This window comes from Streptomyces nymphaeiformis (assembly GCF_014203895.1).
Taxonomy (GTDB): domain Bacteria; phylum Actinomycetota; class Actinomycetes; order Streptomycetales; family Streptomycetaceae; genus Streptomyces; species Streptomyces nymphaeiformis.
Genome location: NZ_JACHJY010000001.1, coordinates 230,628 through 254,000, shown reverse-complemented (window position 1 = coordinate 254,000; position 23,373 = coordinate 230,628). Strand labels below are relative to the sequence as shown.

The window sequence follows — 23,373 nt, the reverse complement described above, 5'->3', positions numbered from 1 at the left end:
ACACGGCCGACGTGCGATTTCATCCCGCCGCAACAAATACCGCCGGGGCGGGTAGGGAGTCCCCGGGCCCGTCGCACGGGCGGCGCCGTGAACGGAGGGGAAGGGGAGGTCCGTGGGGAAGGTCGAGGACGGGAAGCCGTATCAGTGGGGGCGGCTGTACGCGGCGTTGCGGGCGGTGCGGGGGTTCGCGTCGGCCGGGCGGGTGGTCGCGGTGACGGACCGGGAGCTGAGGGACACGGTGAGCAGACCGCGGTCGGTCTTCGAGGGTTTCCTGCGGACCGCGGGCCAGGACGTCTTCGCCGCCCGGCAGCGGGGCGGGCCCGTCGCCGAGGCGGCGGCGGTGGCCTTCGCCGACGTGGCGAGGCTGATACCCCCGCGGCGCATGGACGGCGACCAGATCACCCCGGAGGTGGAGCACTTCCGCCAGGGGTACGAGGCCCAGCTCGCCGAGTACCGGAAGGCCTGGGACGGGCTCGTCGACTGAACGGGCGCCCCCGCCCGGCCCCCCACGGGCCGGGCGGGTCACCGGCGCCCGTCAGAGGTGCGTCGGTTCGAACATCCTCAGGAGGGCCGGCAGGACGACCACCGACGGGCCCGGGGTGGCCAGGGCCTTCGCCAGGTCCGTCGCCAGGGTCTCCGGGGTCGTCAGGGTGGCCGGGACGCCGAAGGACTCGGCCAGGGCGACGAAGTCCGGGCGGGTGAGTTCGGTGGCCGTCGCCTCGCCGAACGCGCCCGTCATGTACTCCCGCAGGATCCCGTACCCGCCGTCGTCGACGATCAGCCACGTCACGTCGAGCCCGTACTGCTTCGCCGTCGCGAGCTCCGCGATCGAGTACATCGCGCCGCCGTCGCCGGACACCGCGAGGACCGGCTGCGACGGGTCGGCGGCGGCCGCGCCGAGCGCGGCGGGGAAGCCGTAGCCGAGGCCGCCCGCGCCCTGCGCGGAGTGCATCGTGTTCGGGTGCCGCGCGTCGAAGGCCGACCACGCCCAGTACGCCAGGATCGTCATGTCCCAGAAGCTCGGCGCCCGGTCCGGGAGGGCTTCGCGGACCGCCGCGACGACCCGCTGCTCCAGGCCCAGGTCCTGCGCGGCGATCCGCTCCCGGACCTTGCCCAGGACGGCGGCGACCCGCTCCGGGGCGGCCGGGTCCGTACGCTCCCCGACCGTCTCCAGGAGCGCCTGGAGCGCGAGGCGGGCGTCCGCGTGGATGCCGAGCGCCGGGTGGTTGGACTCCAGCTTGCCCGCGTCGGCCTCGATCTGGATCACCCGGCCGCGGGGCGCGAACGTGTGGTAGTTCGAGGACAGCTCGCCGAGCCCCGAGCCCACGACGAGCAGGACGTCGGCGTCCTCCAGGAAGTCCGTGGTGTGCCGGTCCTCCAGCCAGGACTGGAGCGACAGCGGGTGCTCCCAGGGGAAGGCGCCCTTGCCGCCGAAGGTGGTGACGACGGGGACGTCGAGCCGCTCCGCGAGCGCGAGGAGCTTGCCGGAGGCGTCGGAGCGGACGACCCCGCCGCCGGCGATGATCGCGGGCCGCTCGGCGTTCTCCAGGAGGTGCGCGGCGACGGCCGTCAGCTCGGGGCGCGGGACGACCTCCTCGGGCGTGGCGTCCATGGCGGTGACCACGGGCAGGGTCGTCTCGGCGAGGAGCACGTCCTGCGGGATCTCCACCCAGACCGGCCCGTGCGGGGCGGTGAGCGCCGACTCCCAGGCCGCCGCGATCGCGGAGGGGATCTGGGACTGCGTACGGACCGTGTGGACGGACTTCACGACGTCCCGGAAGGAGGCCTGCTGGTCGCGGAGCTCGTGGAGGTAGCCGTGCCGGCCGCCGCCGAGGCCGGCCACCGGGATCTGGCTGCCGATGGCGAGGACGGGGGCGGAGGCGGCGGCCGCCTCCTGGAGCGCGGCGAGCGACATGAGCGCGCCGGGGCCGGTGGAGAGCAGCAGCGGGGCGGCCTCGCCGGTGATCCGGCCGTACGCGTCGGCGGCGAAGCCGGCGTTGTTCTCGACGCGGAGGCCGACGTAGCGCAGGGTCGAGCGGCGGAGGGCGTCGAACATGCCGAGGGCGTGCTGGCCCGGCAGTCCGAAGACCGTGGTGGCCCCGAGGCCGGTCAGTGTCTCCACGACCAGGTCACCGCCGTTGCGCCCGGAGGGCGGGTTGAGGGCGGCGGCGGTCTGTGCGGCGGTGGGGCGCAGGACGAGATCGTGATCGTGGGTCATGGGTCCCTCGGGGCGTGTGGTCGGTCTGTCGGGTGCGGCCCGGCGGTCGGGTCGTGCCCACCCGTTCCTCCCCCCAGGACTTCGTCCAGGGGGACCCCCAGGCGGAACGATTGCCCACGACCCCGGCAGCGGCGCGGGGCGGGCACGGCCCGCCCCGCGCACGCGGACGTTACTTCGCGTCGCGCGCGGCGGCGATCTGGCGCGACATGATCGTCGTCAGCTCGTACGCCGTGTGCGACGCGGCGACCGCCGTGATCTCGGCGTGGTCGTACGCCGGGGCGACCTCGACGACGTCCGCGGAGACCAGGTTGCAGGAGGAGAGGCCGCGGAGGATCTCCAGCAGCTCGCGGGAGGTCATGCCGCCGGCCTCGGGGGTGCCGGTGCCGGGGGCGTGGGCCGGGTCGAGGCAGTCGATGTCGATGGAGATGTACAGCGGGCGGTCGCCGATGCGCTGGCGCAGCTGGTCGGCGATCTCGTCGGCGCCGCGGCGGTAGACGTCGGCGGAGGTGACGATGCCGAAGCCGAGCTTCTCGTCGTCGGTGAGGTCCTGCTTGCCGTAGAGCGGGCCGCGGGTGCCGACGTGGGAGAGGGCGGAGGTGTCGAGGATGCCTTCCTCGACGGCGCGGCGGAACGGGGTGCCGTGGGTGTACTCGGCGCCGAAGTAGGTGTCCCAGGTGTCGAGGTGCGCGTCGAAGTGGAGCAGGGCGACGGGGCCGTGCTTCTTGGCGACGGAGCGCAGCAGCGGCAGGGCGATGGTGTGGTCGCCGCCGAGGGTCATCATGCGGGCGCCGGTGCCGAGGAGGTCGTCGGCGGCGGCCTCGATGGTCTCGACGGCCTCGTTGATGTTGAACGGGTTGGCGGCGATGTCGCCGGCGTCCGCGACCTGGGCGAGGGCGAACGGGGAGGCGTCCTGCGCGGGGTTGTACGGGCGGAGCAGGCGGGAGGCCTCGCGGATGGCGTTGCCGCCGAAGCGGGCGCCGGGGCGGTAGGAGACGCCGGTGTCGAAGGGGACGCCGACCACGGCGACGTCGGCGGTGCCGACCTCGTCGAGGCGCGGCAGCCGGGCGAACGTCGCGGGACCGGCGTACCGCGGGATGCGGGACGAGTCGATCGGGCCGCGGAAGGCGTTCTGGTCGCTGCTGCTCATGGTCGGGGTCCTCCTGGGGTGTGTTTCATGCGGCCCGGGCGTCGGGTCTCGACGCCCGGGGTGCGGCCGCGGTCAGGCGGTCGCGGGTGCCGGTTCCGGCGTTTCGGTTCCTGGCTCGGTCGTGGTGTCCTGGCCCGCCAGCCGGGCGCGCCAGTTCGCGAGCACGGCGGCGTCCGTCGGGCGGGTCGCCAGGGAAACGATCACATAAGCGGCGAGCGAGGCCAACAAACCATAGTAAACAGGCTCATTTGCCAAGATTCCGTAAGTCCACATCAGGCCAATGACGGTCAGGCCGCCGACGGTGACCGCGGCGAGCGCGCCCTGGACGGTGCCGCGGCGCCAGAGCAGGCCGCCGAGGATGGGCACGAGGAGCCCGCCGACCAGCAGGTTGTAGGCGACGGTGAGGGCCTGGACGACGTCGTTGAGGGCGATGGCGATGAGGATGACGGCGACGCCCATGATCAGGATGAAGAGGCGGTTGCCCTTCACCTCGTCGTGGTCGTCCTCGTGCTTCCTGGCGGCGGCGCCGCGCAGTCGTGACCAGATGTCGTTGTTGGCGACGGTGGCGCAGGCGATGAGGGCGCCGGAGGAGGTGGACATCACGGCGGCGAGCGCGGCGGCGAGGACGAGGCCCCGGACGCCCATCGGCAGCTCGTCCTTGACGATGGTGGCGAAGGCGTCGTCGGCGCTGGGCAGCTTCGGGTAGAGCACCCTGGCCGCCGTGCCGATGACGGCTCCGGCGAGCGCGTACGCGAGGCAGTAGGTGCCGGCGACGGTGCCGCCCCAGCGGGCGACCTTGTCGTTGCGGGCGGTGAAGACCCGCTGCCAGATGTCCTGGCCGATGAGCATGCCGAAGGTGTAGATCAGCACGTACGTGAAGATCGTCTCGCCGCCGATGCCGAGGGGCGCGAAGTACGAGGTGGGCAGCGCCTCCCGCATCCCCTCGAAGCCGCCGGCCTTGACGACGGCGATGGGCAGCAGCAGGAGCAGCACGCCGATGGTCTTCACCACGAACTGCACCATGTCGGTGATGGTGATGGACCACATGCCGCCGAGGGTCGAGTAGGCGACGACGATGGTGCCGCCGAGGACGATCGCGAGGGTCCGGGGCAGGTCGAAGAGGACGTCGAAGATCGTGGCGTACGCGATGGTCGAGGTGACCGCGAGCATCAGGGTGTACGCCCACATCACGACGCCCGAGATGACGCCGGCCTTGCCGCCGTAGCGCAGGTCGAGCATCTCGGAGACGGTGTAGACCTTCAGGCGCGCGATCCGCGCGGAGAAGAAGACCGAGAGGGCCAGCAGGCCGAGGCCGATGGCGAAGACCATCCAGGCGCCGGAGAGGCCGTACTTGTAGCCGAGGCCGACGCCGCCGATCGTGGAGGCGCCGCCGAGGACGATGGCGGCCATCGTCCCGGAGTACATGAAGGGTCCGAGGCGGCGGCCGGCCACCAGGAACTCGCTCTTGGACTTGGCGCGGCGCATGCCCCACCAGCCCATCGCGAGCATGCCGGCCAAGTACAGGGCGATCACTGTGTAGTCGACGGCCATGGGGACTCCTTCTCACCTCGGTGGCGTGTCGTGCGGGGGAGTGCCCAGGTGCTGATCGCGGGGACATCCGCCCGTACCCGCGGCCCTGGGATGAGACGACAGTAGGTGGCCGGAAAGCGACGTAGAAGTGTACGTTTCCTCCACTGTCCGGGCGGGGGATGTACGAAGGGCCCATGCCGATGACCGCTCCGTCCCCTTCTGAGCCCGGCTCCACTCCCCCGGCGCCGCCGGTGCCGCTCGCCGCGCTGCTCGCCCGCCCCGATCTGGGCCTGCGGCTGCTCTCCGGGCCCGAGGACGTCCCGCTGCACTGGGTGCACACCTCGGAGATGGCCGACCCCTATCCGTATCTGCTCGGCGGCGAGCTGCTCATGACGGCGGGCGTGCAGCTCACCGATCCGGCGCACTACGTCGAGCGGGTCGTGGAGGCGGGGGCGGCTGCGCTCGCCTTCGGGGTGACGCCGGTCTACGACACGGTCCCCGCCGAGCTGGTCGAGGCCTGCGAGCGCCACGGCCTGCCGCTCGTGGAGGTCCCGCCCCGGACCCCGTTCACGGCGGTGGCGCGGGCGCTGTGGCGGCTGATGGCGGAGGCCCGGCTGCACGAGCTGCGCCGGGTGACGGAGGCCCAGCAGTCCCTGGCGGCGGCCGCGGCCCGGCCGGCCCCGGTCCCGGCGGTCCTCGGCGCGCTGGCCTCGCGCCTCGGCGGCCGGGCGGTGCTGTTCGGCGCGGACGGCACGGAGTCGGCGGCGGCCGGCCGGGAGGTCCCGGCGGAGGCGGCGCGGGCGCTGCGGGACCTGGCGGGGGTGCTCGGGCCGCGCCCGGGCGGACCGGCCTCGGCGAGCGGGGACGGCGGCGGGCTGCGGCTCGCGGCGTACGCGCTCGCCGGCGGGGACGGGCTGACCCTGGGGGTGGCGACGGAGCGGCGCGGCCCGGGCGACCACACGATCGCGGGCGTGGCGGTGGTCCTGCTGTCGCTGCTCACGGCCCCGCACCGGGGCGCGGACGTGACGGTGCGGGACGGGGCCCTGGTCCGGCTGCTGCTCGGCGCGGACCCGGCGGAGGTCGCGGGCACCCTGGGCCCGGGCCCGTGGACGGTGGTCCACGCGCGGGGCGGCGACGGCACCCCGTTCGCGACGGCGAGCCTGGCGGCGGCGCTGGGCACTCCGCTGGTGGACGCGGGCGCGGGCGCGGCGGGCGCGGACGGCGGCACGGGCGCGGGGCCGGACGCTCCCGGCCGCGCGCGCCCCGGCACCGTACGGCTCCTCCTCCCCTCCTCCTCCCCCGTCACCGCGCAGGAGGGCTGGACGCTCGGGGCGAGCGCGCCCATGGCGCCCGCGGAGCTCGCGGCCGCGGACGCCCAGGCGGCGCGGGCCCTGCGCAGGGCGGAGGCCTCCCGGGCGGCCCTGGTGCGGCACCGCGCCAACGGTTTCGCCGCGCTGGTGGACCGCGCCGAGGCCGCCGCCTACGCCCGGGGGCTGCTGGCCCCGCTCGCCGAGCCCCTCGCCGAGACGCTCCGGGTCTGGCTGTCCCTGCACGGCAGCTGGGACCGGACGGCGATGGCCCTGGACATCCACCGCAACACCGTCCGCCAGCGCATCACCCGCTGTGCGGCGCTCCTCGACCGGGACCTGGACGATCCGGACGTCCGGATGGAGCTGTGGTTCGCGCTGCGCGCTCAGTGAGCCGGGCGGTCCCCCGTCACCAGAGCTTGTTCACCGCCGTCTTCGCCGTCGTGCGGAACGCGGCCAGCGGGGCGTCCTTCAGGTCGCCCATCTGGCCCCAGCGGACGAAGGTGACGGTGCGGCCGTCGCGGCCGACTGAGAACAGGTGGATGTCGGTGTTGCCGATCTGCGGGTCGGCGGTGTCCAGGCTGTAGACCCAGGCGCCCTCCTCCACGGCGATCTTGCCGTGGTAGGCGCTGACGGCGTGCAGGCCCGGGTTCTGCTGCTCCAGGAGGGCGCCGCAGCCGGCGAGGGCCTTGCGGAGGGTGTCGACCAGCTTCGCCGCGTCGGCCTCGGTGCGGGCGACGGTGGTGATCTGGACGCCGTTGGTGTCGAGCTCGGTGGAGAACTCGCGGTAGCGGGAGTTCTGCGCCGGGATCTTGTACGGGGCGCAGAGGGCGCCGCCGTTCTCCGGGACGCCGGCGAAGACCTGGGTGGCGGTCCACGGCGTCGACGACGCGGGCATCTGGGCGGCGGAGAGGAAGGCGGGCTGCGCGGCGGCCTGCGCGGGGCCGGCGGCGAGGGCCGCGAGGCCCAGGGCCGCAGCGGCGGTGGCGGCGAGTGCGGTGCGGAGCTTGTTCATGGTGGTGGTTCCCCCGTCGGGTCGTTCGGTCAGTGCCCCACCAGCGTCGGGCCCCCGCCCGCCCCGGACAACGGCGACGCGCCCTCCACCCGTCCCGGAACCATTCCACCCCCGCTGACGTGCAAGGACGTGAGGCGTGGGACGCAGGGCCGAGGGGGATGGAATGCCGAAGGACGCCGCTGTCGAGGAGTTCGCGCGGCTCGTGCGCGCGCTGAAGGACCGGGACGGGAGGAGCTACGAGGCGCTGGGCCGGCGCCTGAGCGTCAGCGCGTCGACCCTCCACCGCTACTGCTCCGGCGCGACCGTCCCGGAGGACTTCGCCGTGGTCGACCGCCTCGCCCTGCTGTGCGAGGCGGACGAGGAGGAGCGGCGGGCCCTGGAGGTGGCCTGGACCCGCGCGGACGGCGTCCGCCGCCCTCCGGTGCCGGAGCCGGAACCCGTGCCGGAACCCGAGCTCGCACCGGCGCCGGAGCCCGCGGCCGGGGGCGCCCCGCCGCGCCTCCCGTCCGGGCCGGGGCGCCGCCGGTGGGGGCGGTCGGTCCTGGTCGGCGGGGCGCTGGCGGTCGCCGGGGCGGTGACGCTCGGAGTCGTACTCCTCCCCGGGAAGTCCCGGGAGCAGGAGGCCCCGCCGGTCCCGCCTCCGCCGCTGACCTGGACCGTCGCCTCGCACATCTGGCAGAACGGGTGCGGGCACACGTACCTCCTGGAGCGGAGGCCCGGTCCGCCGCCGGTGGCGGCCGACGCGCGGCGGTGGGCGGTGGCCCGGGGGGCCGTGCACGGCGGGGAGACGCTGGTGCGGGTGTCGGTGCAGGGGAAGGGAGCGGCGGCGGTGGTGCTCCAGGGGCTGCACGTGCGCGTGGTGGAGCGGGGGACGCCGTTGCCATGGGCGGGGTACCGGATGGACGAGGGGTGCGGCGGGGCGGTGACACCGCGCCGTTTCACGGTGGATCTGGACCGGCCGCGGCCGGTGGCACGGGCGCTGGACGGGTACGACGCCTCCGGGGAGGAGGGCCGGACGCTCCCGGCGGCCTCCTTCCCGTACGCGGTCACCGCCGCCGAGCCGGAGGAGCTGCTGGTCTCGGCGCGGACGGCGGGGTGCGACTGCCGCTGGTACCTGGAGCTGGAGTGGAGCTCGGAGGGACGGCGGGGCACGGTGCGGATCGGGGACGAGGAGGGGGCGCCCTTCCGGACGAGCGGGGTGAAGGGAAGGCCGGTGTACGCGTACGACTCGGCGGAGCGGACCTGGATCACAGGCGAGGAGTCTGGACAGGGTGGGTGACCGCTGGGTAACTTCGGAGACGACAGACTGAGCAAGCGCTTAGACAACTGGCCCGCACACCCGGAGGAGTCGCACCGTGCGCCGTACCGTATTCGACGAGGACCACGAGGCGTTCCGGGAGACCATCCGCGCCTTCATCGAGGCCGAGGTCGTCCCCGTCTACGACGAGTGGTTCGCCGCGGGCCAGGCGCCGCGCGAGTTCTACGACAAGCTCGGTGAGCTCGGCATCTTCGGCATCAACGTCCCCGAGGAGTTCGGCGGCGCGGGCCTGGACACCCACAAGTTCGAGGCCGTCCTGTACGAGGAGACCTCGCGCGCGGGCGTCCAGTTCGGCGGCTCCGGCGTCCACGTGCTGCTCGCCCTGCCGTACATCAAGATGCTCGCCACCGACGAGCAGAAGAAGCGCTTCCTGCCGAAGTTCGTCACCGGCGAGGAGATGTGGGCGCTCGCCATGACCGAGCCGGGCACCGGCTCCGACGTCGCGGGCATGAAGACCACCGCCAAGCTCTCCGAGGACGGCACGCACTACGTCCTCAACGGCGCCAAGACCTTCATCACCGGTGGCGTCCACGCCGACCGCGTGATCGTCTGCGCCCGCACCTCCGCCCCGTCGGCCGAGGACCGCCGCTTCGGCATCTCCCTCTTCGCCGTCGACACCAAGTCCGAGGGCTACTCCATCGGCCGCAAGCTGGACAAGCTGGGCCTGCGCACCTCCGACACCGCCGAGCTCGCGTTCGTCGACGTCAAGGTCCCCGTCGAGGACCTGCTGGGCGAGGAGGGCAAGGGCTTCTCCTACCTCGGCCACAACCTGGCCTCCGAGCGCTGGGGCATCGCCTTCGGCGCCTACGCCCAGGCCAAGGCCGCCGTCCGCTTCGCCCAGCAGTACGTCACGGACCGCACGGTCTTCGGCAAGCCGGTCGCCTCCTTCCAGAACACCAAGTTCGAGCTGGCCGCCTGCCAGGCCGAGGTCGACGCCGCCGAGGCCGTCGCCGACCGCGCCCTGGAGGCCCTCGACGCGGGCGAGCTGACCCCGGCCGAGGCCGCCTCCGCCAAGCTCTTCTGCACCGAGGTCGCGCACCGCGTCATCGACCGCTGCCTCCAGCTGCACGGCGGCTACGGCTACATGAACGAGTACCCGATCGCCCGCCTGTACGCCGACAACCGCGTCAACCGCATCTACGGCGGCACCAGCGAGATCATGAAGTCGATCATCGCCAAGTCGATGGGCCTTTGACGCGCTCCCCAGCCTGACGGCTGGGGATTCCCACTGCGGTCGCCCGACCGCCTTGGTGGCTTCCTGCTTCATCGCGCCGTGCCGGAAGTTTCCTTCTGGTCTTACGTGCGCTCAGCGAGGCGTTTAGCCTGTCCGCCCGCCCGGCGGCCAGGGTGTTCTTGGAAGCGTTGTCGTCGCGGTCATGGACGGCCCCACAGGCTTTGCACGTCCACTCACGGACATGCAGAGGCTTGGGGCCGTCCTTGACGCCGCACGTGGAACAGACCTGGGAAGTCGGCTCGAAGCGGCCGATCTTCCCGAAGTACCGGCCGCACTTGGCAGCCTTGTACTCCAGCATGTGAACAAACGCCGACCATCCGGCGTCGTGCACGGACTTGGCCAATCTGGTGCGCGCGATACCGGACACGGCGAGGTCTTCCACGTACACCGCTTGGTTGTCGCGGATAATCTGCGTGGAGGCCTTGTGGTGCCAATCCCGACGGCGGTCGGCCACCCGAGCATGCTGACGGGCGATCTTGATACGGGCCTTCTCCCGATTCTTCGACCCTTTCGCCTTCCGACTCAGGTCCTTGTGCAACCGCTTGAGCTTCTTCTCAGCCCGGCGCAAGAACTTCGGAGAACTGATGCGAGTGCCGTCAGAGAGGACAGCGAAGGTGGTCAGCCCCAGATCGATGCCGACTTCGGTATCCGACTCCGGGAGGTGATCTGGTCTGGTATCCACAACAAAGCTCATGAAGTACCGCCCCGAGGAGTCCCTGATGACGGTCAGGGACGTAGGCACGGCGGGCAAGGGCCTCGACCACTTCACCTTGATGCGGCCGACCTTGGCCACGTACACCGTGCCGCCGTCGCAAGCAGTGAAGGCATTGGCATTGAGGCGAATGGCCTGCCGACTGTCCTTCTTCGACTTGTACCGGGGCGGCCCAACCTTCGGGCCTTTGCGTTTCCCCCTGATCAAGTCGAAGAAGGTCTTGTAGGCGATGTCCAAGTCCCGGAGGGCCTGTTGCAGAACGACCGCCGAAACATCGGCAAGCCAGGCACGACCCTCGGTGCGCTTGGCCTGCGTGATTCTCAGCCGAGACAAGTCCGCCGACTTCGGATACGGCAGCCCTGCCGCGTGTGCTTCCTTCCGGTCACGCAGACAGTCATTCCACACAACGCGAGCGCACCCGAACGCCCTCGCCAGTGCACGACACCGGGAAGCATCCGGGTACACACGGTAGTCGTAGCGCAACTGCACGCACACGATCGTACCTGGACTCGCCTCCCCAATCAGGGGAATGTGCACACCGGCAGACATCGCCACCGAGACGCATCGCGGCCCCGTCCGAAGCGAAAGGAATGGCAACTCACTTGAACAACGCACTGGACGACCTGCTCGATCTGCTCGACCTGGAGCGGATCGAGCGGGACATCTTCCGTGGCGAGTCCCGGTCCGCGCTCGTCCCCCGCGTCTTCGGCGGCCAGGTGGCCGCCCAGGCGCTGGTGGCGGCGGGCCGGACCGTGCCCGAGGACCGCCTCGCACACTCCCTGCACGCGTACTTCCTGCGCCCCGGCGACCCCGGCGCGCCGATCGTCTACACGGTCGACCGCATCCGCGACGGCCGCTCCTTCACCACCCGCCGGGTCGTGGCCGTCCAGCACGGCCAGCCGATCTTCCACCTCTCCGCGTCCTTCCAGACGTACGAGGAAGGGCTCGACCACCAGGTGGAGATGCCGCCCGCCCCGGACCCGGACTCGCTGGAGACGCCGGCCGAGATGCTGCCGCGCCACCTCCCCCGCGAGGTCGCGGACCGGCTCATCGAGGCGCGCGCCGCGGTCGACCTCCGCTACGCGGAGACGCCCCCGTGGGGCTCGGTCGGGGAACCGCGCGAACCGCGCTCCCAGGTGTGGTTCCGCACGAACGGCAAGCTGGCCGACGACCCGCTCCTGCACGTCGTCCTGGCCACGTACGTCTCCGACATGACGCTGCTCGACTCGGTGCTCCTCGCCCACGGGCGGGGCGGCTGGGCCGTCGGCGACGTCGTGGGGGCCTCGCTGGACCACGCGATGTGGTTCCACCGCCCCTTCCGGGCCGACGAATGGCTCCTGTACGACCAGGAGTCGCCGACCGCGTCCGGCGGGCGCGGCCTCGGCCAGGCCCGGATCTACACGCAGGACGGGCGCCTGGCGATCTCCGTCATCCAGGAGGGTGTCGTTCGCGTCCCGCGCCGATGACGGGACATACCGTCCGGGCATGGCGGAACAGGGAGAGAGCACCTTCACGGTGATCGTGGCGGCGGCGGCGAACCTCGGGATCGCCGTCGCCAAGGCCGTCGCGGGCATCGTCAGCGGCTCCAGCGCCATGCTCTCGGAGGCCGCCCACTCGGTCGCCGACACCGTCACCGAGGCGATGCTGCTCACCGCCCTCAAGCGGAGCGGGAAGCCGGCCGACGAGGACCACCCGGTCGGATACGCGGGCGAGCGCTACGTCTGGGCGATGCTGGCGGCGGTCGCCACCTTCGTGGGCGGCGCGGTCTTCTCGGTCTACGACGGCGTCCACACGCTCACCCACGGCGAGGAGCTCGGCGACCCGACGGCCTCGTACGTCGTCCTCGGCATCGCCTTCGTCCTGGAGGCCTTCTCGCTCCGCACGGGAGTGCGGCAGGTCAGGGCGGAGGCGGACCGCATGAAGGCCCCCTTCGCGCGCTACCTGCGGCTGACCGCCGACACCATCGTCAAGGCGGTGGTCATGGAGGACTCGGCGGCCCTGGTCGGCCTCCTGCTGGCGGCGGGCGGCCTCCTGGGCGGCCAGATCACCGGCTCCGGCGTCTGGGACGGCGTCGCGTCGATCCTCATCGGCGTCCTGCTCGTGTACGTGGCCTGGGTGCTCGGCCGCTCCAACGCCGAACTCCTCGTCGGCCGCCCGGTACCGCGCGCGATGCGCTCCGAGATCCGCGAGGAACTCCTCTCCGTCCCCCACGTCATCGACGTCCTCGACCTGATCACCCTGATCCAGGGCCCCGGCGAGGTCCTGGTCGCGGCGAAGATCGACTTCCGCGACGTGGCGTCGGCCGGGCAGGTGGAATGGGCGTGCGAGGACGCGGAGTCGCAGCTCAGGGAACGCTTCCCGTCGATCCGCCGGGTGTACCTGGACCCGACGCCGGGGGTGGAACAGCGCCGGGCCGCCCCCTGACGGGGCTCAGGCGAGCCCCGCCGCGTTCAGCGTGTACTCCGTCAGCGGTTCGTAGAAGCGCGGGTCCAGGACGTGGTCGTCCAGGGGGATCGCGACCTGCACCGTGCCCTCGGCCTCGCCGATGAAGAGGGCGGGGTCGTTGCAGTCGGCGTAGCCGACGGAGTCGATGCCCCGCTGGCCCGCGCGGCCCGCCCACCCGTGGTCCGCGATCACCAGGTCCGGGCGGCCGGACTCCCCGAGCGCGTCGAGGATGGCGTTCATCGGCTCCGGGGAGTGCGTGTGCCACAGGCTCGCGCCGCGTTCGAAGACGGCGACGTCGGCGAACTGCACGACGTACCCCTCGTCGGCGACGAGCCCGCCGGGGATCCGCACGATGTCGCAGCCCTGGGCCCGCAGCGCGGCGGCGACCCGGCTGTGGACGTCGATGAGCGAGCCGGGGTGCCCGGTCGCGAAGAGGACCCGCTCGCGGCCCGCGGCGGCCTTGCGGAGGCGGGCGGCCATCCGGTCGAGGCCGTCGACGGTGAGTTCCGGGTCGATGGTGTCCTGGCCGACCCGGTGGGCGGGGTCGTCGACGACCCCGCACCGCTCGGCCATGACGGCGAGCACGTCCTGCTCGTCGGTCCAGCGGTCACCGAGTTCGAGGCCCAGCCAGTAGTGCCGGTCGCCGTTGGCGAGCTTGCGGTAGTGGGAGAGGTTGTTGTCGCGCGGGGTGGCGACGTCTCCCGCGATCCGGGTGCGGACGAGGTGCTCGACGAGGGCGGGGCGGCTGAGTATCGGCATGGGGATCATTCTGACGGAGCGCCGGAGCCCGGGGACAACTATTCCGAGCTCTGGACTACGCGCCCAGCGCGCCGAACGCCCCGTGCGCCAGGCGCCGCAGCAGGTCCTCCATCGGCCGGCGGCCGAGCGCCGCCAGGTGCGGGGTGGAGTTCAGGAGGCCGAAGACGGCGTGGACGGCCGTGCGGGACTCCGACTCCCCCGCGTCGGGGTACAGCTCTCGGACGACCGCGACCCACAGTTCGACGTACTGCCGCTGGAGCTGCCGCACCCGCTTGCGGTCCTCGTCCTTGAGCCGGTCGAGCTCGCGGTCGTGGAGGGTGATCAGCGGCCGGTCGTCGAGGGCGAAGTCGATGTGCCCGTCGATGAGGGAGCCGAGCAGGGCGCGCGCGTCCCCGTCGGACTCCTCGGCCCGCAGCCGTCCCCCGTCGAGCAGCCGCTCGCTGATGCCGACGAGCAGCTCGGCGAGCATCGCGTCCTTCCCGGGGAAGTGGCGGTAGAGGCCGGGGCCGCTGATGCCGACGGCGGCCCCTATCTCGTCCACGCCGACGCCGTGGAAGCCGCGCTCGGCGAAGAGGCGGGCGGCTTCCTTGAGGATCTGCTCGCGTCGGGTCGGCGCGTCGATCCGCGTCGGGCTCGTGGTCATGCAATCGATTCTAGACAACCCGGTTAGCGGTCGTTAACCTTGGCGTCATACGTTAACGCTCATTAACCGGACAAGGGAGATCGGTCGATGCAGCAGGCACCCGTGCTGTCGAGTGCGGCGGATCCCGCCTCGCCGGCCTGGCAGGCCAACGAGGCGGCCCATCACGAGCTGGCCGCGACCCTGCGCGCCAAGCTCGCGGCCGCCGCGCTGGGCGGCGGCGAGAAGTCCAGGGCCCGGCACACCGCGCGCGGCAAGCTGCTGCCCCGGGACCGGGTGGACACGCTGCTCGACCCGGGCTCGCCGTTCCTGGAGCTGGCCCCGCTGGCGGCCAACGGCATGTACGGCGACCAGGCCCCCGCGGCCGGCGTCATCGCGGGCATCGGCCGGGTCTCCGGGCGCGAGTGCGTGATCGTCGCGAACGACGCGACCGTCAAGGGCGGCACGTACTACCCGATGACGGTGAAGAAGCACCTGCGCGCCCAGGAGGTGGCACTGGAGAACCGTCTCCCCTGCCTCTACCTGGTCGACTCGGGCGGCGCCTTCCTGCCGATGCAGGACGAGGTCTTCCCCGACCGGGAGCACTTCGGCCGGATCTTCTACAACCAGGCCCGCATGTCCGGCGCCGGCATCCCGCAGATCGCGGCCGTCATGGGCTCGTGCACGGCCGGCGGCGCGTACGTCCCGGCGATGAGCGACGAGGCCGTGATCGTGCGGAACCAGGGCACGATCTTCCTGGGCGGTCCGCCGCTGGTGAAGGCGGCGACCGGCGAGGTCGTGACGGCCGAGGAGCTCGGTGGCGGCGAGGTCCACTCGCGGATCTCCGGCGTCACCGACCACCTCGCGGAGGACGACGCGCACGCGCTGCGCATCGTCCGGAACATCGTCGCCACGCTCCCCGAGCGCGGCCCGCTGCCCTGGAAGGTCGAGCCGGCCGAGGAGCCGAAGGTCGACCCGTACGGGCTGTACGGCGCGGTGCCGGTGGACTCCCGCACCCCGTACGACGTGCGCGAGGTGATCGCCCGGGTCGTGGACGGCTCCCGCTTCCAGGAGTTCAAGTCCGAGTACGGGCAGACGCTGGTCACCGGCTTCGCCCGGATCCACGGCCACCCGGTGGGCATCGTCGCCAACAACGGCATCCTGTTCGCCGAGTCCGCCCAGAAGGGCGCGCACTTCATCGAGCTGTGCGACCAGCGCGGGATCCCGCTCGTCTTCCTGCAGAACATCACCGGCTTCATGGTCGGCAAGGCGTACGAGCACGGCGGCATCGCCAAGCACGGCGCCAAGATGGTCACGGCCGTGGCCACCACCCGGGTGCCGAAGCTGACGGTCGTCGTCGGCGGTTCGTACGGCGCGGGCAACTACTCGATGTGCGGCCGGGCGTACTCCCCCCGCTTCCTGTGGATGTGGCCCAACGCCAAGATCTCGGTCATGGGCGGCGAGCAGGCCGCGTCCGTCCTCGCGACCGTCAAGCGCGACCAGCTCGGCGACGGATGGAGCGCCGAGGAGGAAGAGGCCTTCAAGGCCCCGATCCGCGAGCAGTACGAGACGCAGGGCAGCGCCTACTACGCGAGTGCCCGGCTGTGGGACGACGGGGTCATCGACCCGATGGAGACCCGGCAGGTCCTCGGCCTCGCCCTGACCGCCTGTGCCAACGCGCCCCTGGGTGACCCCCAGTTCGGCGTCTTCCGGATGTGAGGGGTTCTCGGAACATGTTCGACACCGTCCTTGTGGCCAACCGGGGCGAGATCGCCGTCCGCGTCATCCGCACCCTGCGGGAGATGGGCGTGCGCTCGGTGGCCGTCTACAGCGACGCGGACGCCGACGCCCGTCACGTACGGGAGGCGGACACGGCGGTACGGATCGGTCCGCCGCCGGCCGCCGAGTCGTACCTGTCCGTCCCCGCACTGCTCGACGCGGCGAAGCGGACCGGGGCGCAGGCCGTCCACCCCGGGTACGGCTTCCTCGCGGAGAACGCGGGCTTCGCGCAGGCCTGCGCGGACGCGGGCCTCGTCTTCATCGGGCCCTCCGCCGAGGCGATCGCCCTCATGGGCGACAAGATCCGGGCGAAGGAGACCGTGAAGGCGGCGGGCGTCCCGGTCGTGCCCGGCGCGGCCGACCCGGAGATCGCCGCCGCGGCCCGTGAACTGGGCGCGCCCGTCCTGCTGAAGCCCAGCGCGGGCGGCGGCGGCAAGGGCATGCGCCTCGTGCGGGACCTGGCGGTCCTGGACGAGGAGATCGCGGCGGCCCGCCGGGAGGCACGGGCGTCGTTCGGCGACGACACGCTGCTCGTGGAGCGGTGGATCGACCGGCCCCGGCACATCGAGATCCAGGTCCTGGCGGACACCCACGGGAACGTGGTGCACCTCGGCGAGCGCGAGTGCTCGCTCCAGCGCCGCCACCAGAAGATCATCGAGGAGGCGCCGAGCGTCCTCCTCGACGAGGCGACCCGCGCGGCGATGGGCGCGGCGGCGGTCGAGGCGGCCCGGTCCTGCGGCTACGTCGGCGCGGGCACGGTCGAGTTCATCGTCCCGGGCGGCGACCCGTCCGCGTACTACTTCATGGAGATGAACACCCGCCTCCAGGTCGAGCACCCGGTCACGGAGCTCATCACGGGCCTGGACCTGGTGGAGTGGCAGCTGCGGGTCGCGGCGGGCGAGGCGCTGCCGTTCGCGCAGGACGACGTCCGCCTGGACGGCTGGGCGATCGAGGCCCGCATCTGCGCGGAGGACCCCTCGCGGGGCTTCCTCCCGTCGGGCGGCACGGTCCTCGCCCTGAACGAGCCGCAGGGCAACGGCGTCCGCACGGACTCGGGCCTCTCGGAGGGCACGGAGGTCTCGTCCCTCTACGACCCGATGCTGTCGAAGGTCATCGTCCACGCGGCCGACCGCCCGACGGCCCTCCGCAAGCTCCGCGCCGCGCTCGCCGACCTGGTCACCCTGGGCGTCCCGACGAACGCGGGCTTCCTCCGCCGCCTCCTGGCCCACCCGGACGTGGTGTCGGGGGCCATGGACACCGGCCTGGTGGAGCGGGACGCCGAGAGCCTGATCGACGGGTCGGTGCCGGCGGAGGTGTACGCGGCGGCGGCGGCCGTGCGGCGCGCGGAGCTGGCCCCGACGCCCCGGGACGGCTGGACGGATCCGTTCTCGGTGCCGAACGGCTTCCGCCTCGGCGGCGCCCCGAAGCCGCTCGCCTTCCCGTTCCGGGTACCGGGACTCGAACCCGAGACGGTGGAGGCCCCCGCCGGGGCCCGGGTCACGGACACCACCGTGACCGTGACCGTGGACGGGATCACCCACCACTTCCACCGCGCCGGGTCCTGGCTCGGCCGGGACGGCGACTCCTGGCACGTCCTGGACCACGACCCCGTCGAGGCCGCCCTGTCCGGGGCCCGGCACGGAGGGGCCGACACGCTCGCCGCGCCCATGCCCGGGACCGTCACCGTCGTGAAGGTGGCCGTCGGGGACGAGGTGGAGGCCGGGCAGAGTCTGCTCGTCGTCGAGGCGATGAAGATGGAGCACGTCATCTCCGCCCCGCACGCCGGCACCGTCACCGAGCTGGACGTCACGCCCGGAACCACCGTCGCCATGGACCAGATCCTGGCCGTGGTCACGCCCCGCGAGGAGGAGGAAGCGGCATGAGCGGACTGCCGATGACCGTGTCGGACCCCGCCCTGCCCGCCCGGGTGCGGATCCACGAGGTCGGTGCCCGGGACGGGCTGCAGAACGAGAAGACGGCCGTCCCGACCGACGTGAAGGCCGAGTTCGTGCGGCGGCTCGCCGCCGCCGGTCTGACGACCATCGAGGCGACGAGCTTCGTGCACCCGAAGTGGGTGCCGCAGCTCGCCGACGCGGAGGAGCTGTTCCCGCGGGTTCGGGACCTCCCCGTCCGGCTCCCCGTGCTCGTGCCGAACGAGCGCGGGCTCGACCGGGCCCTCGCGCTCGGCGCCCGCGAGGTCGCCGTGTTCGCCTCGGCGACCGAGTCCTTCGCGAAGGCCAACCTGAACCGGACCGTCGACGAGGCGCTCGCGATGTTCGAGCCGACCGTCACCCGGGCCATAGAGTCCGGGCTGAAGGTGCGCGGCTATCTGTCGATGTGCTTCGGCGATCCCTGGGAGGGCGCCGTCCCCGTCGAGCAGGTCGTGCGGGTCACCAAGGCCCTCGCCGACATGGGCTGCGACGAGCTGAGCCTCGGGGACACCATCGGCGTCGCGACGCCGGGCCACGTCCAGGCGCTGCTGACCGCCCTGAACGAGGCCGGCGTCCCCACCTCCCGTATCGCCGTGCACTTCCACGACACGTACGGGCAGGCCCTGTCCAACACCCTGGCCGCCCTGCGGCACGGGGTGACCACCGTCGACGCCTCCGCGGGCGGCCTCGGCGGATGCCCGTACGCGAAGAGCGCGACCGGCAATCTCGCCACCGAGGACCTCGTGTGGATGCTCGACGGCCTCGGCATCGAGACCGGGGTCGATCTGGCCGCCCTCACCGCCACGAGCGTGTGGATGGCCGAACAGCTGGGCCGGCCCAGCCCCTCCCGTACCGTCCGCGCCCTCTCCCACAAGGAGTGACGAAAGACATGTCCCTCGACCACCGGCTCACCGAAGAGCACGAGGAACTCCGCCGTACCGTCGAGGAGTTCGCCCACGACGTCGTGGCGCCGAAGATCGGCGACTACTACGAGCGGCACGAGTTCCCGTACGAGATCGTCCGCGAGATGGGCCGCATGGGCCTGTTCGGGCTGCCGTTCCCCGAGGAGTACGGCGGCATGGGCGGCGACTACCTGGCCCTCGGGATCGCCCTGGAGGAGCTGGCCCGCGTCGACTCCTCCGTGGCCATCACCCTGGAGGCCGGCGTCTCGCTCGGCGCCATGCCGGTCTACCGCTTCGGTACGGAGGAGCAGAAGCGCGCGTGGCTGCCGAAGCTGTGCGCCGGCGAGATGCTCGGCGCGTTCGGCCTGACCGAGCCGGGGGCGGGCAGTGACGCGGGCGGCACCCGCACCACCGCCGTCCGCGACGGCGACCACTGGGTCATCAACGGCTCGAAGTGCTTCATCACCAACTCCGGTACGGACATCACGGGTCTGGTGACGGTCACGGCGGTCACCGGCCGCAAGCCCGACGGCCGTCCGCTGATCTCCTCGATCATCGTCCCGTCCGGCACCCCGGGCTTCACGGTCGCCGCCCCGTACTCGAAGGTCGGCTGGAACGCCTCGGACACCCGTGAGCTCTCCTTCGACGACGTCCGCGTCCCGGTGGAGAACCTGCTCGGCGAGGAGGGCCGCGGGTACGCGCAGTTCCTGCGGATCCTGGACGAGGGCCGGGTCGCGATCGCGGCGCTCGCGACGGGTCTCGCGCAGGGCTGTGTGGACGAGTCGGTGAAGTACGCGAAGGAACGTCACGCCTTCGGCTCGCCGATCAGCACCTACCAGGCCGTCCAGTTCAAGATCGCCGACATGGAGATGAAGGCGCACATGGCCCGGATCGGCTGGCGGGACGCGGCCTCGCGGCTCGTGCTCGGCGAGTCGTTCAAGAAGGAGGCGGCGATCGCGAAGCTGTACTCCTCCACGGTGGCCGTGGACAACGCCCGCGAGGCGACCCAGATCCACGGCGGCTACGGCTTCATGAACGAGTACCCGGTGGCCCGCATGTGGCGCGACTCGAAGATCCTGGAGATCGGCGAGGGCACCAGCGAGGTCCAGCGGATGCTGATCGCCCGCGAGCTGGGCCTGCCGGCCTGACCCGGAGCACACGAAAGGGGCGCGCGGCCTGAGCCGCGCGCCCCTTCTGCTGTGTCAGGGTGCCTGATCAGGCCACGGTCACACCCGCGCCCCGACCCGGCGTGGCGTTCCACTCGCGGATCCGGGCCGCGAGGTCCGCGAGCCGCGGGTCGAGCGGACCGACGACGATGTAGAACAGCGACTCGTCCACGGGCTTGTCGTCACCGCCCCACCGGACCACCCCGTCGCACTCCGCGAGGATGGCGCGGATCGTGTCGATCTGGAGCGGGAACAGCGAGCCGTGCGCGCCGGCCCCCTGGCGGATCCGCACGGCCGTGCCGGACGCGAGGTTCGACTCGGGGTGGCGGCGGCGCACCTCCTTGGCGGGGCGCCAGCCGGCGAGGTCACCGGCGTGCAGCTCCTCGACCTCGTAGTGGAAGCGGCGCACCACGTGGAGCAGGACGGTCTCGACGTCGCCGATCCACACCGGCACGGAGAGTCCGGCGCCGGACACCGAGCGGGTCCACACCTGGGAGTCGCGGTCGACGTTGGCCTGGATCGTCCAGCCGTTCGCGGACGTCGCCGGACGCTTGGGCCTGCGGCCCCCCGCGACGGCGGCCGTGGCGGCGCCGGTGCCGGGCGCGGCCGTGGCGGTGGCGGACAGGACCGGGCCGAGGGCGGCGGCCGCGCCCACGACGGCGGCGGTCCGCACGACCGTACGCCGCGTCATCTTCTGCTGCATGTGCTTCGTTCTCCTCTCAAGTCTTCGTCAGAACAGCCCGATCGCCAGGAAGGGCGCCAGGGAGGCCGCCGCGCACACCGTCCAGTACGCGGCCCTCGGGGCGGGTGTCCGGCGCGCGAGGCGCACGTTCACCAGGCCCCAGACGAGGCCGTAGATCCCGAGGACCGGTACGAGGACGACCAGCCAGAGCAGCATGCCGTCGTTCTCGTTCGGGTCCTGCGTCGTCCACCCGAGGGCGGCGAGCGGCCCGTTGGCCAGGACGTACCAGACCAGGAAGTACGGAACGATTCCGGGCACGCCGAGCAGCAGGTTCACCCCGGCGGGCGCGAGCAGCTTCCTCATGCGTCCATTCTTCGCGATCGGTGGGGGCCGCTAGGCGCGGCTCAGGGCGTTGTAGTTCTCCAGGACCTGGTAGAGGCCGACGAGCTCGCGCCCGTACTGCTCCGCCTTGTCGCCGGTGCCGTTGTAGCGGGCGAGCAGCGCCTGCGTGTCGGCGAGGCTGGTGGTCAGCGACGGCGAGGGGATGCCCAGCTGGTAGGAGTTGAACATCGTGAGGTACGCGACGGACCGGATGTTGTACTCGGGGTCCTGGAGCTGGTCCCAGACCGACTTCAGGTCGGCGCTGGTCAGCGGGCTCGCGTTGAGGTAGCCCTGCTGGATGCAGTAGTTGCGGGCCTGGATGGTGACCCAGGCGAAGATCTGGCCCCAGCCGGTGCTGCAGTCGTCCTTGAGGCCGGCCTTGACGGCCTCGTCGGCGATCGCGTCGAGCGCGTTCAGCTTGCGCAGCTCCCACAGGACGGGGGCCTGGATGAGCGCCTTGCGGATCTTGAGCGTCCTGGCGAGGTTGGTGAACAGGTAGTCGGCGTCCATGACGTGGTTGAACGCCTCGGTGGTGGTGACGGCGCCGTACGTGACCCAGTCGCCGTCCGCGGTCCAGCCCTCGCCGCCGGTCTCCGGGACGCCGATGGAGGTGAGGTACGACTGGACGTCCGCGAGCAGGGGCGCCCGGTACTTGGCCTGGTCGAGGTCCCTGTCCAGGCCGGAGACGATGCCGGCGGGCGGGTCGAAGTCGTTCTGGCCCTGGTCCCGGCCGGAGGCCATGTCGTTGTCGATGTTGATGGCTCCGGTGCCGGAGCCGACCGTGATCGTGGAGATCTGGTCGAAGGCCCACTTGGTCGGCAGCGGGTAGCCGAGGTTTCCGGAGAAGCCGGCCGACATGTCGGAGACGAAGGCGGTCTCGGCGTACCCGGCGTCGGTGACGCGCTGGCAGATGTTGCGCGGGCCGTAGACGCCGACCCGGTAGCCCGAGTTCTCGGTGACGGTCCGGGAGATGCCGCGGAAGTGCGGGAGGATGTAGTCGGTGACCTCGCCGTCCATGGCGTCGTAGTCGACGGCGAAGTAGATGATCGAGCCCGACTTGAAGCCGTGCGCCTTGGCCCATTCGACGGCGTTGGTCGCGTCGACGCAGCCCTGTCCGTACTTGAAGTAGCTCGCCGAGTCGGAGAACGTCTGGTAGATCGGGAAGCAGCGCAGCCCGTAGTTCTTGATCGTCTCCAGCTCGCCCGGCTGGATCTGCTTCTCCGGCAGGCTGGTCTTCGAGGGGTTGTAGAGGTACCGGCCGACGTACGTGTAGCCCGCGTTGACGAGGGTCTGGGCGCGCTCCGGCGTGATCTTGGTGACGCAGTCGCAGGCGCTGCCCTTGCGGGTCTGGTCGCCGTACGAGACGAGCAGCGAGGACCAGGTGGCGTAGTCGCCGACTCCGGTGACCGGCAGCATGGAGAAGGCCTGGAAGGTCTCGACCTCGCTCTGGACCCCGCCGGTGAACTCGCCGAAGAGGACGTTGCGCTTGTTCAGGACCATCGCGGCCGTGAACAGGTACGCCCAGGTGCTGCTGTTGCCCTGGCCGACGGTGTGGGACTTCAGGCCGGACTGGGTGCCGGGGCCGAAGTTGCCGTTGGCGACGCCGTCGGCCATGCCCAGCTCGTACTGGATGGCGAACAGCATGGACTTCGCGACGTCGCGGGAGTGGTGGCCGTCGCAGGGGATGATGTAGAAGTCCCGGCGGTTCACGTACCGGGCGTTCAGCCACCGCTGGACGGTGCGGATCTGCTCGTTGGCGCCGGCGGTGCTGACGTACGCGTCCATGTTGAGCAGGCCCTTGACGACCTTCGGCTCCAGGGACGTGCCCGGGTAGGCGCCGTCCACGCCCATGTGGAGCTTGAGCTGCGCCACGGCGCTCTGGACCCGGCTGTTGTAGGTGCCGTCGATCTCGCCGCCGTCGTAGCCCTTGCAGTACAGGGCGGACTGGATGATGCGGCAGAAGTTCGCCGACGGCATCGTGGAGGCGTTGAGGCTCGGGTACTTCGACTGCAGCGTGGACAGTGTGGTGGGCCCGAAGGAGTTCGAGAGGCTGGTGAGGCCCATCTCGTACTGGAGGGCCCGGGTGAGGGCGTACATGACCGTCCAGCCGGTCTTGCCGTCCTCGTCCAGCTTGGATATGCCCAGCATCGCCCCGTTGTTGTAGGTCGAGTTGATGAAGCGCTGGGCCCTCTCGACCATCGCGTCAGCCATGAATCTCCTTCGTTCTA

20 protein-coding genes are annotated in these 23,373 nt (G+C 71.9%); 10 read left to right on the top strand and 10 right to left on the bottom strand.

Annotated features, from left to right (window positions below; translation table 11 throughout):
* Positions 1 to 112 precede the first annotated feature (112 nt).
* Positions 113 to 484, top strand: coding sequence for a hypothetical protein (locus GGE06_RS01120; RefSeq protein ID WP_116160870.1), 372 nt, complete (start codon positions 113 to 115; stop codon positions 482 to 484).
* Between the two features lie 51 nt (positions 485 to 535).
* On the opposite strand, the gene GGE06_RS01115 is transcribed toward GGE06_RS01120, so the two are convergent.
* From GGE06_RS01115 to GGE06_RS01105, 3 genes are all read right to left on the bottom strand, one after another.
* Positions 536 to 2,218 carry a thiamine pyrophosphate-binding protein gene (locus GGE06_RS01115; RefSeq protein ID WP_116160869.1) on the bottom strand — a complete coding sequence of 561 codons (1,683 nt, stop codon included), beginning with the start codon at positions 2,216 to 2,218 and terminating at the stop codon, positions 536 to 538.
* 169 nt (positions 2,219 to 2,387) lie between these two features.
* Complete coding sequence (gene speB, locus GGE06_RS01110; protein ID WP_116160868.1) at positions 2,388 to 3,365, bottom strand: agmatinase; 978 nt, start codon at positions 3,363 to 3,365, stop codon at positions 2,388 to 2,390.
* Positions 3,366 to 3,437: 72 nt separating this feature from the next.
* Positions 3,438 to 4,916 (bottom strand): sodium:solute symporter family protein, encoded by a 1,479-nt coding sequence (locus GGE06_RS01105; protein WP_116160867.1) that lies wholly within the window; start codon positions 4,914 to 4,916, stop codon positions 3,438 to 3,440.
* A 179-nt stretch (positions 4,917 to 5,095) separates the two neighbouring features.
* Between GGE06_RS01105 and GGE06_RS01100 the strand changes: the two genes are divergently transcribed.
* Positions 5,096 to 6,595 carry a PucR family transcriptional regulator ligand-binding domain-containing protein gene (locus tag GGE06_RS01100; RefSeq protein ID WP_376773504.1) on the top strand — a complete coding sequence of 500 codons (1,500 nt, stop codon included), beginning with the start codon at positions 5,096 to 5,098 and terminating at the stop codon, positions 6,593 to 6,595.
* Between the two features lie 16 nt (positions 6,596 to 6,611).
* Here GGE06_RS01100 and GGE06_RS01095 read toward each other — a convergent pair whose 3' ends face one another.
* Positions 6,612 to 7,217 (bottom strand): hypothetical protein, encoded by a 606-nt coding sequence (locus tag GGE06_RS01095; RefSeq protein WP_116160865.1) that lies wholly within the window; start codon positions 7,215 to 7,217, stop codon positions 6,612 to 6,614.
* A gap of 163 nt (positions 7,218 to 7,380) precedes the next feature.
* Here GGE06_RS01095 and GGE06_RS01090 point away from each other — a divergent pair, with 163 nt between their 5' ends.
* A complete protein-coding gene (locus GGE06_RS01090) occupies positions 7,381 to 8,496 on the top strand; it encodes a helix-turn-helix domain-containing protein (RefSeq protein ID WP_184929823.1) in 1,116 nt (371 codons plus the stop codon).
* A 76-nt stretch (positions 8,497 to 8,572) separates the two neighbouring features.
* Positions 8,573 to 9,730: an acyl-CoA dehydrogenase family protein gene (locus GGE06_RS01085; RefSeq protein ID WP_116160863.1), complete on the top strand. Its 1,158-nt coding sequence runs from the start codon at positions 8,573 to 8,575 to the stop codon at positions 9,728 to 9,730.
* Here the strand turns inward: GGE06_RS01085 and GGE06_RS01080 are convergent.
* Positions 9,705 to 10,970, bottom strand: coding sequence for an RNA-guided endonuclease InsQ/TnpB family protein (locus tag GGE06_RS01080; protein WP_116165523.1), 1,266 nt, complete (start codon positions 10,968 to 10,970; stop codon positions 9,705 to 9,707). The genes GGE06_RS01085 and GGE06_RS01080 overlap by 26 nt on opposite strands.
* A 113-nt stretch (positions 10,971 to 11,083) precedes the next feature.
* On the opposite strand from GGE06_RS01080, the gene GGE06_RS01075 reads away from it, so the two are divergent.
* Together GGE06_RS01075 and GGE06_RS01070 are read left to right on the top strand one after the other, a co-directional pair.
* A complete protein-coding gene (locus GGE06_RS01075) occupies positions 11,084 to 11,947 on the top strand; it encodes an acyl-CoA thioesterase (protein ID WP_116160862.1) in 864 nt (287 codons plus the stop codon).
* 19 nt (positions 11,948 to 11,966) lie between these two features.
* On the top strand, positions 11,967 to 12,905 hold the full coding sequence (locus GGE06_RS01070) for a cation diffusion facilitator family transporter (protein WP_116165522.1): 939 nt from the start codon (positions 11,967 to 11,969) through the stop codon (positions 12,903 to 12,905).
* A gap of 6 nt (positions 12,906 to 12,911) precedes the next feature.
* Here GGE06_RS01070 and GGE06_RS01065 read toward each other — a convergent pair whose 3' ends face one another.
* Positions 12,912 to 13,685, bottom strand: a complete 774-nt coding sequence (locus tag GGE06_RS01065; RefSeq protein WP_116160861.1) for a phosphatase — start codon at positions 13,683 to 13,685, stop codon at positions 12,912 to 12,914.
* A 55-nt stretch (positions 13,686 to 13,740) separates the two neighbouring features.
* Complete coding sequence (locus GGE06_RS01060) at positions 13,741 to 14,328, bottom strand: SACE_7040 family transcriptional regulator (RefSeq protein WP_116160860.1); 588 nt, start codon at positions 14,326 to 14,328, stop codon at positions 13,741 to 13,743.
* 87 nt (positions 14,329 to 14,415) lie between these two features.
* Between GGE06_RS01060 and GGE06_RS01055 the strand changes: the two genes are divergently transcribed.
* Genes GGE06_RS01055 through GGE06_RS01040 form a run of 4 tightly spaced genes read left to right on the top strand, consistent with a single transcriptional unit; the run spans position 14,416 to position 20,064 of the window.
* Positions 14,416 to 16,023 (top strand): carboxyl transferase domain-containing protein, encoded by a 1,608-nt coding sequence (locus GGE06_RS01055; RefSeq protein WP_184929822.1) that lies wholly within the window; start codon positions 14,416 to 14,418, stop codon positions 16,021 to 16,023.
* Positions 16,024 to 16,037: 14 nt separating this feature from the next.
* Positions 16,038 to 17,966, top strand: a complete 1,929-nt coding sequence (locus GGE06_RS01050) for an acetyl/propionyl/methylcrotonyl-CoA carboxylase subunit alpha (RefSeq protein ID WP_116160858.1) — start codon at positions 16,038 to 16,040, stop codon at positions 17,964 to 17,966.
* On the top strand, positions 17,963 to 18,895 hold the full coding sequence (locus GGE06_RS01045) for a hydroxymethylglutaryl-CoA lyase (RefSeq protein ID WP_116160857.1): 933 nt from the start codon (positions 17,963 to 17,965) through the stop codon (positions 18,893 to 18,895). The genes GGE06_RS01050 and GGE06_RS01045 overlap by 4 nt, the downstream gene beginning before the upstream one ends.
* 8 nt (positions 18,896 to 18,903) lie before the next feature.
* A complete protein-coding gene (locus GGE06_RS01040) occupies positions 18,904 to 20,064 on the top strand; it encodes an acyl-CoA dehydrogenase family protein (RefSeq protein WP_116160856.1) in 1,161 nt (386 codons plus the stop codon).
* 67 nt (positions 20,065 to 20,131) lie between these two features.
* On the opposite strand, the gene GGE06_RS01035 is transcribed toward GGE06_RS01040, so the two are convergent.
* The 3 genes from GGE06_RS01035 to GGE06_RS01025 are packed head-to-tail and all read right to left on the bottom strand — an operon-like array spanning position 20,132 to position 23,356.
* Complete coding sequence (locus GGE06_RS01035; RefSeq protein ID WP_116160855.1) at positions 20,132 to 20,785, bottom strand: hypothetical protein; 654 nt, start codon at positions 20,783 to 20,785, stop codon at positions 20,132 to 20,134.
* Between the two features lie 27 nt (positions 20,786 to 20,812).
* The gene (locus GGE06_RS01030) at positions 20,813 to 21,127 is read right to left on the bottom strand and encodes a hypothetical protein (RefSeq protein ID WP_116160854.1); all 315 of its coding nucleotides are present in this window, start codon (positions 21,125 to 21,127) and stop codon (positions 20,813 to 20,815) included.
* A gap of 30 nt (positions 21,128 to 21,157) precedes the next feature.
* A complete protein-coding gene (locus GGE06_RS01025; RefSeq protein ID WP_184929821.1) occupies positions 21,158 to 23,356 on the bottom strand; it encodes a glycoside hydrolase domain-containing protein in 2,199 nt (732 codons plus the stop codon).
* Between the last annotated feature and the right edge of the window lie 17 nt (positions 23,357 to 23,373).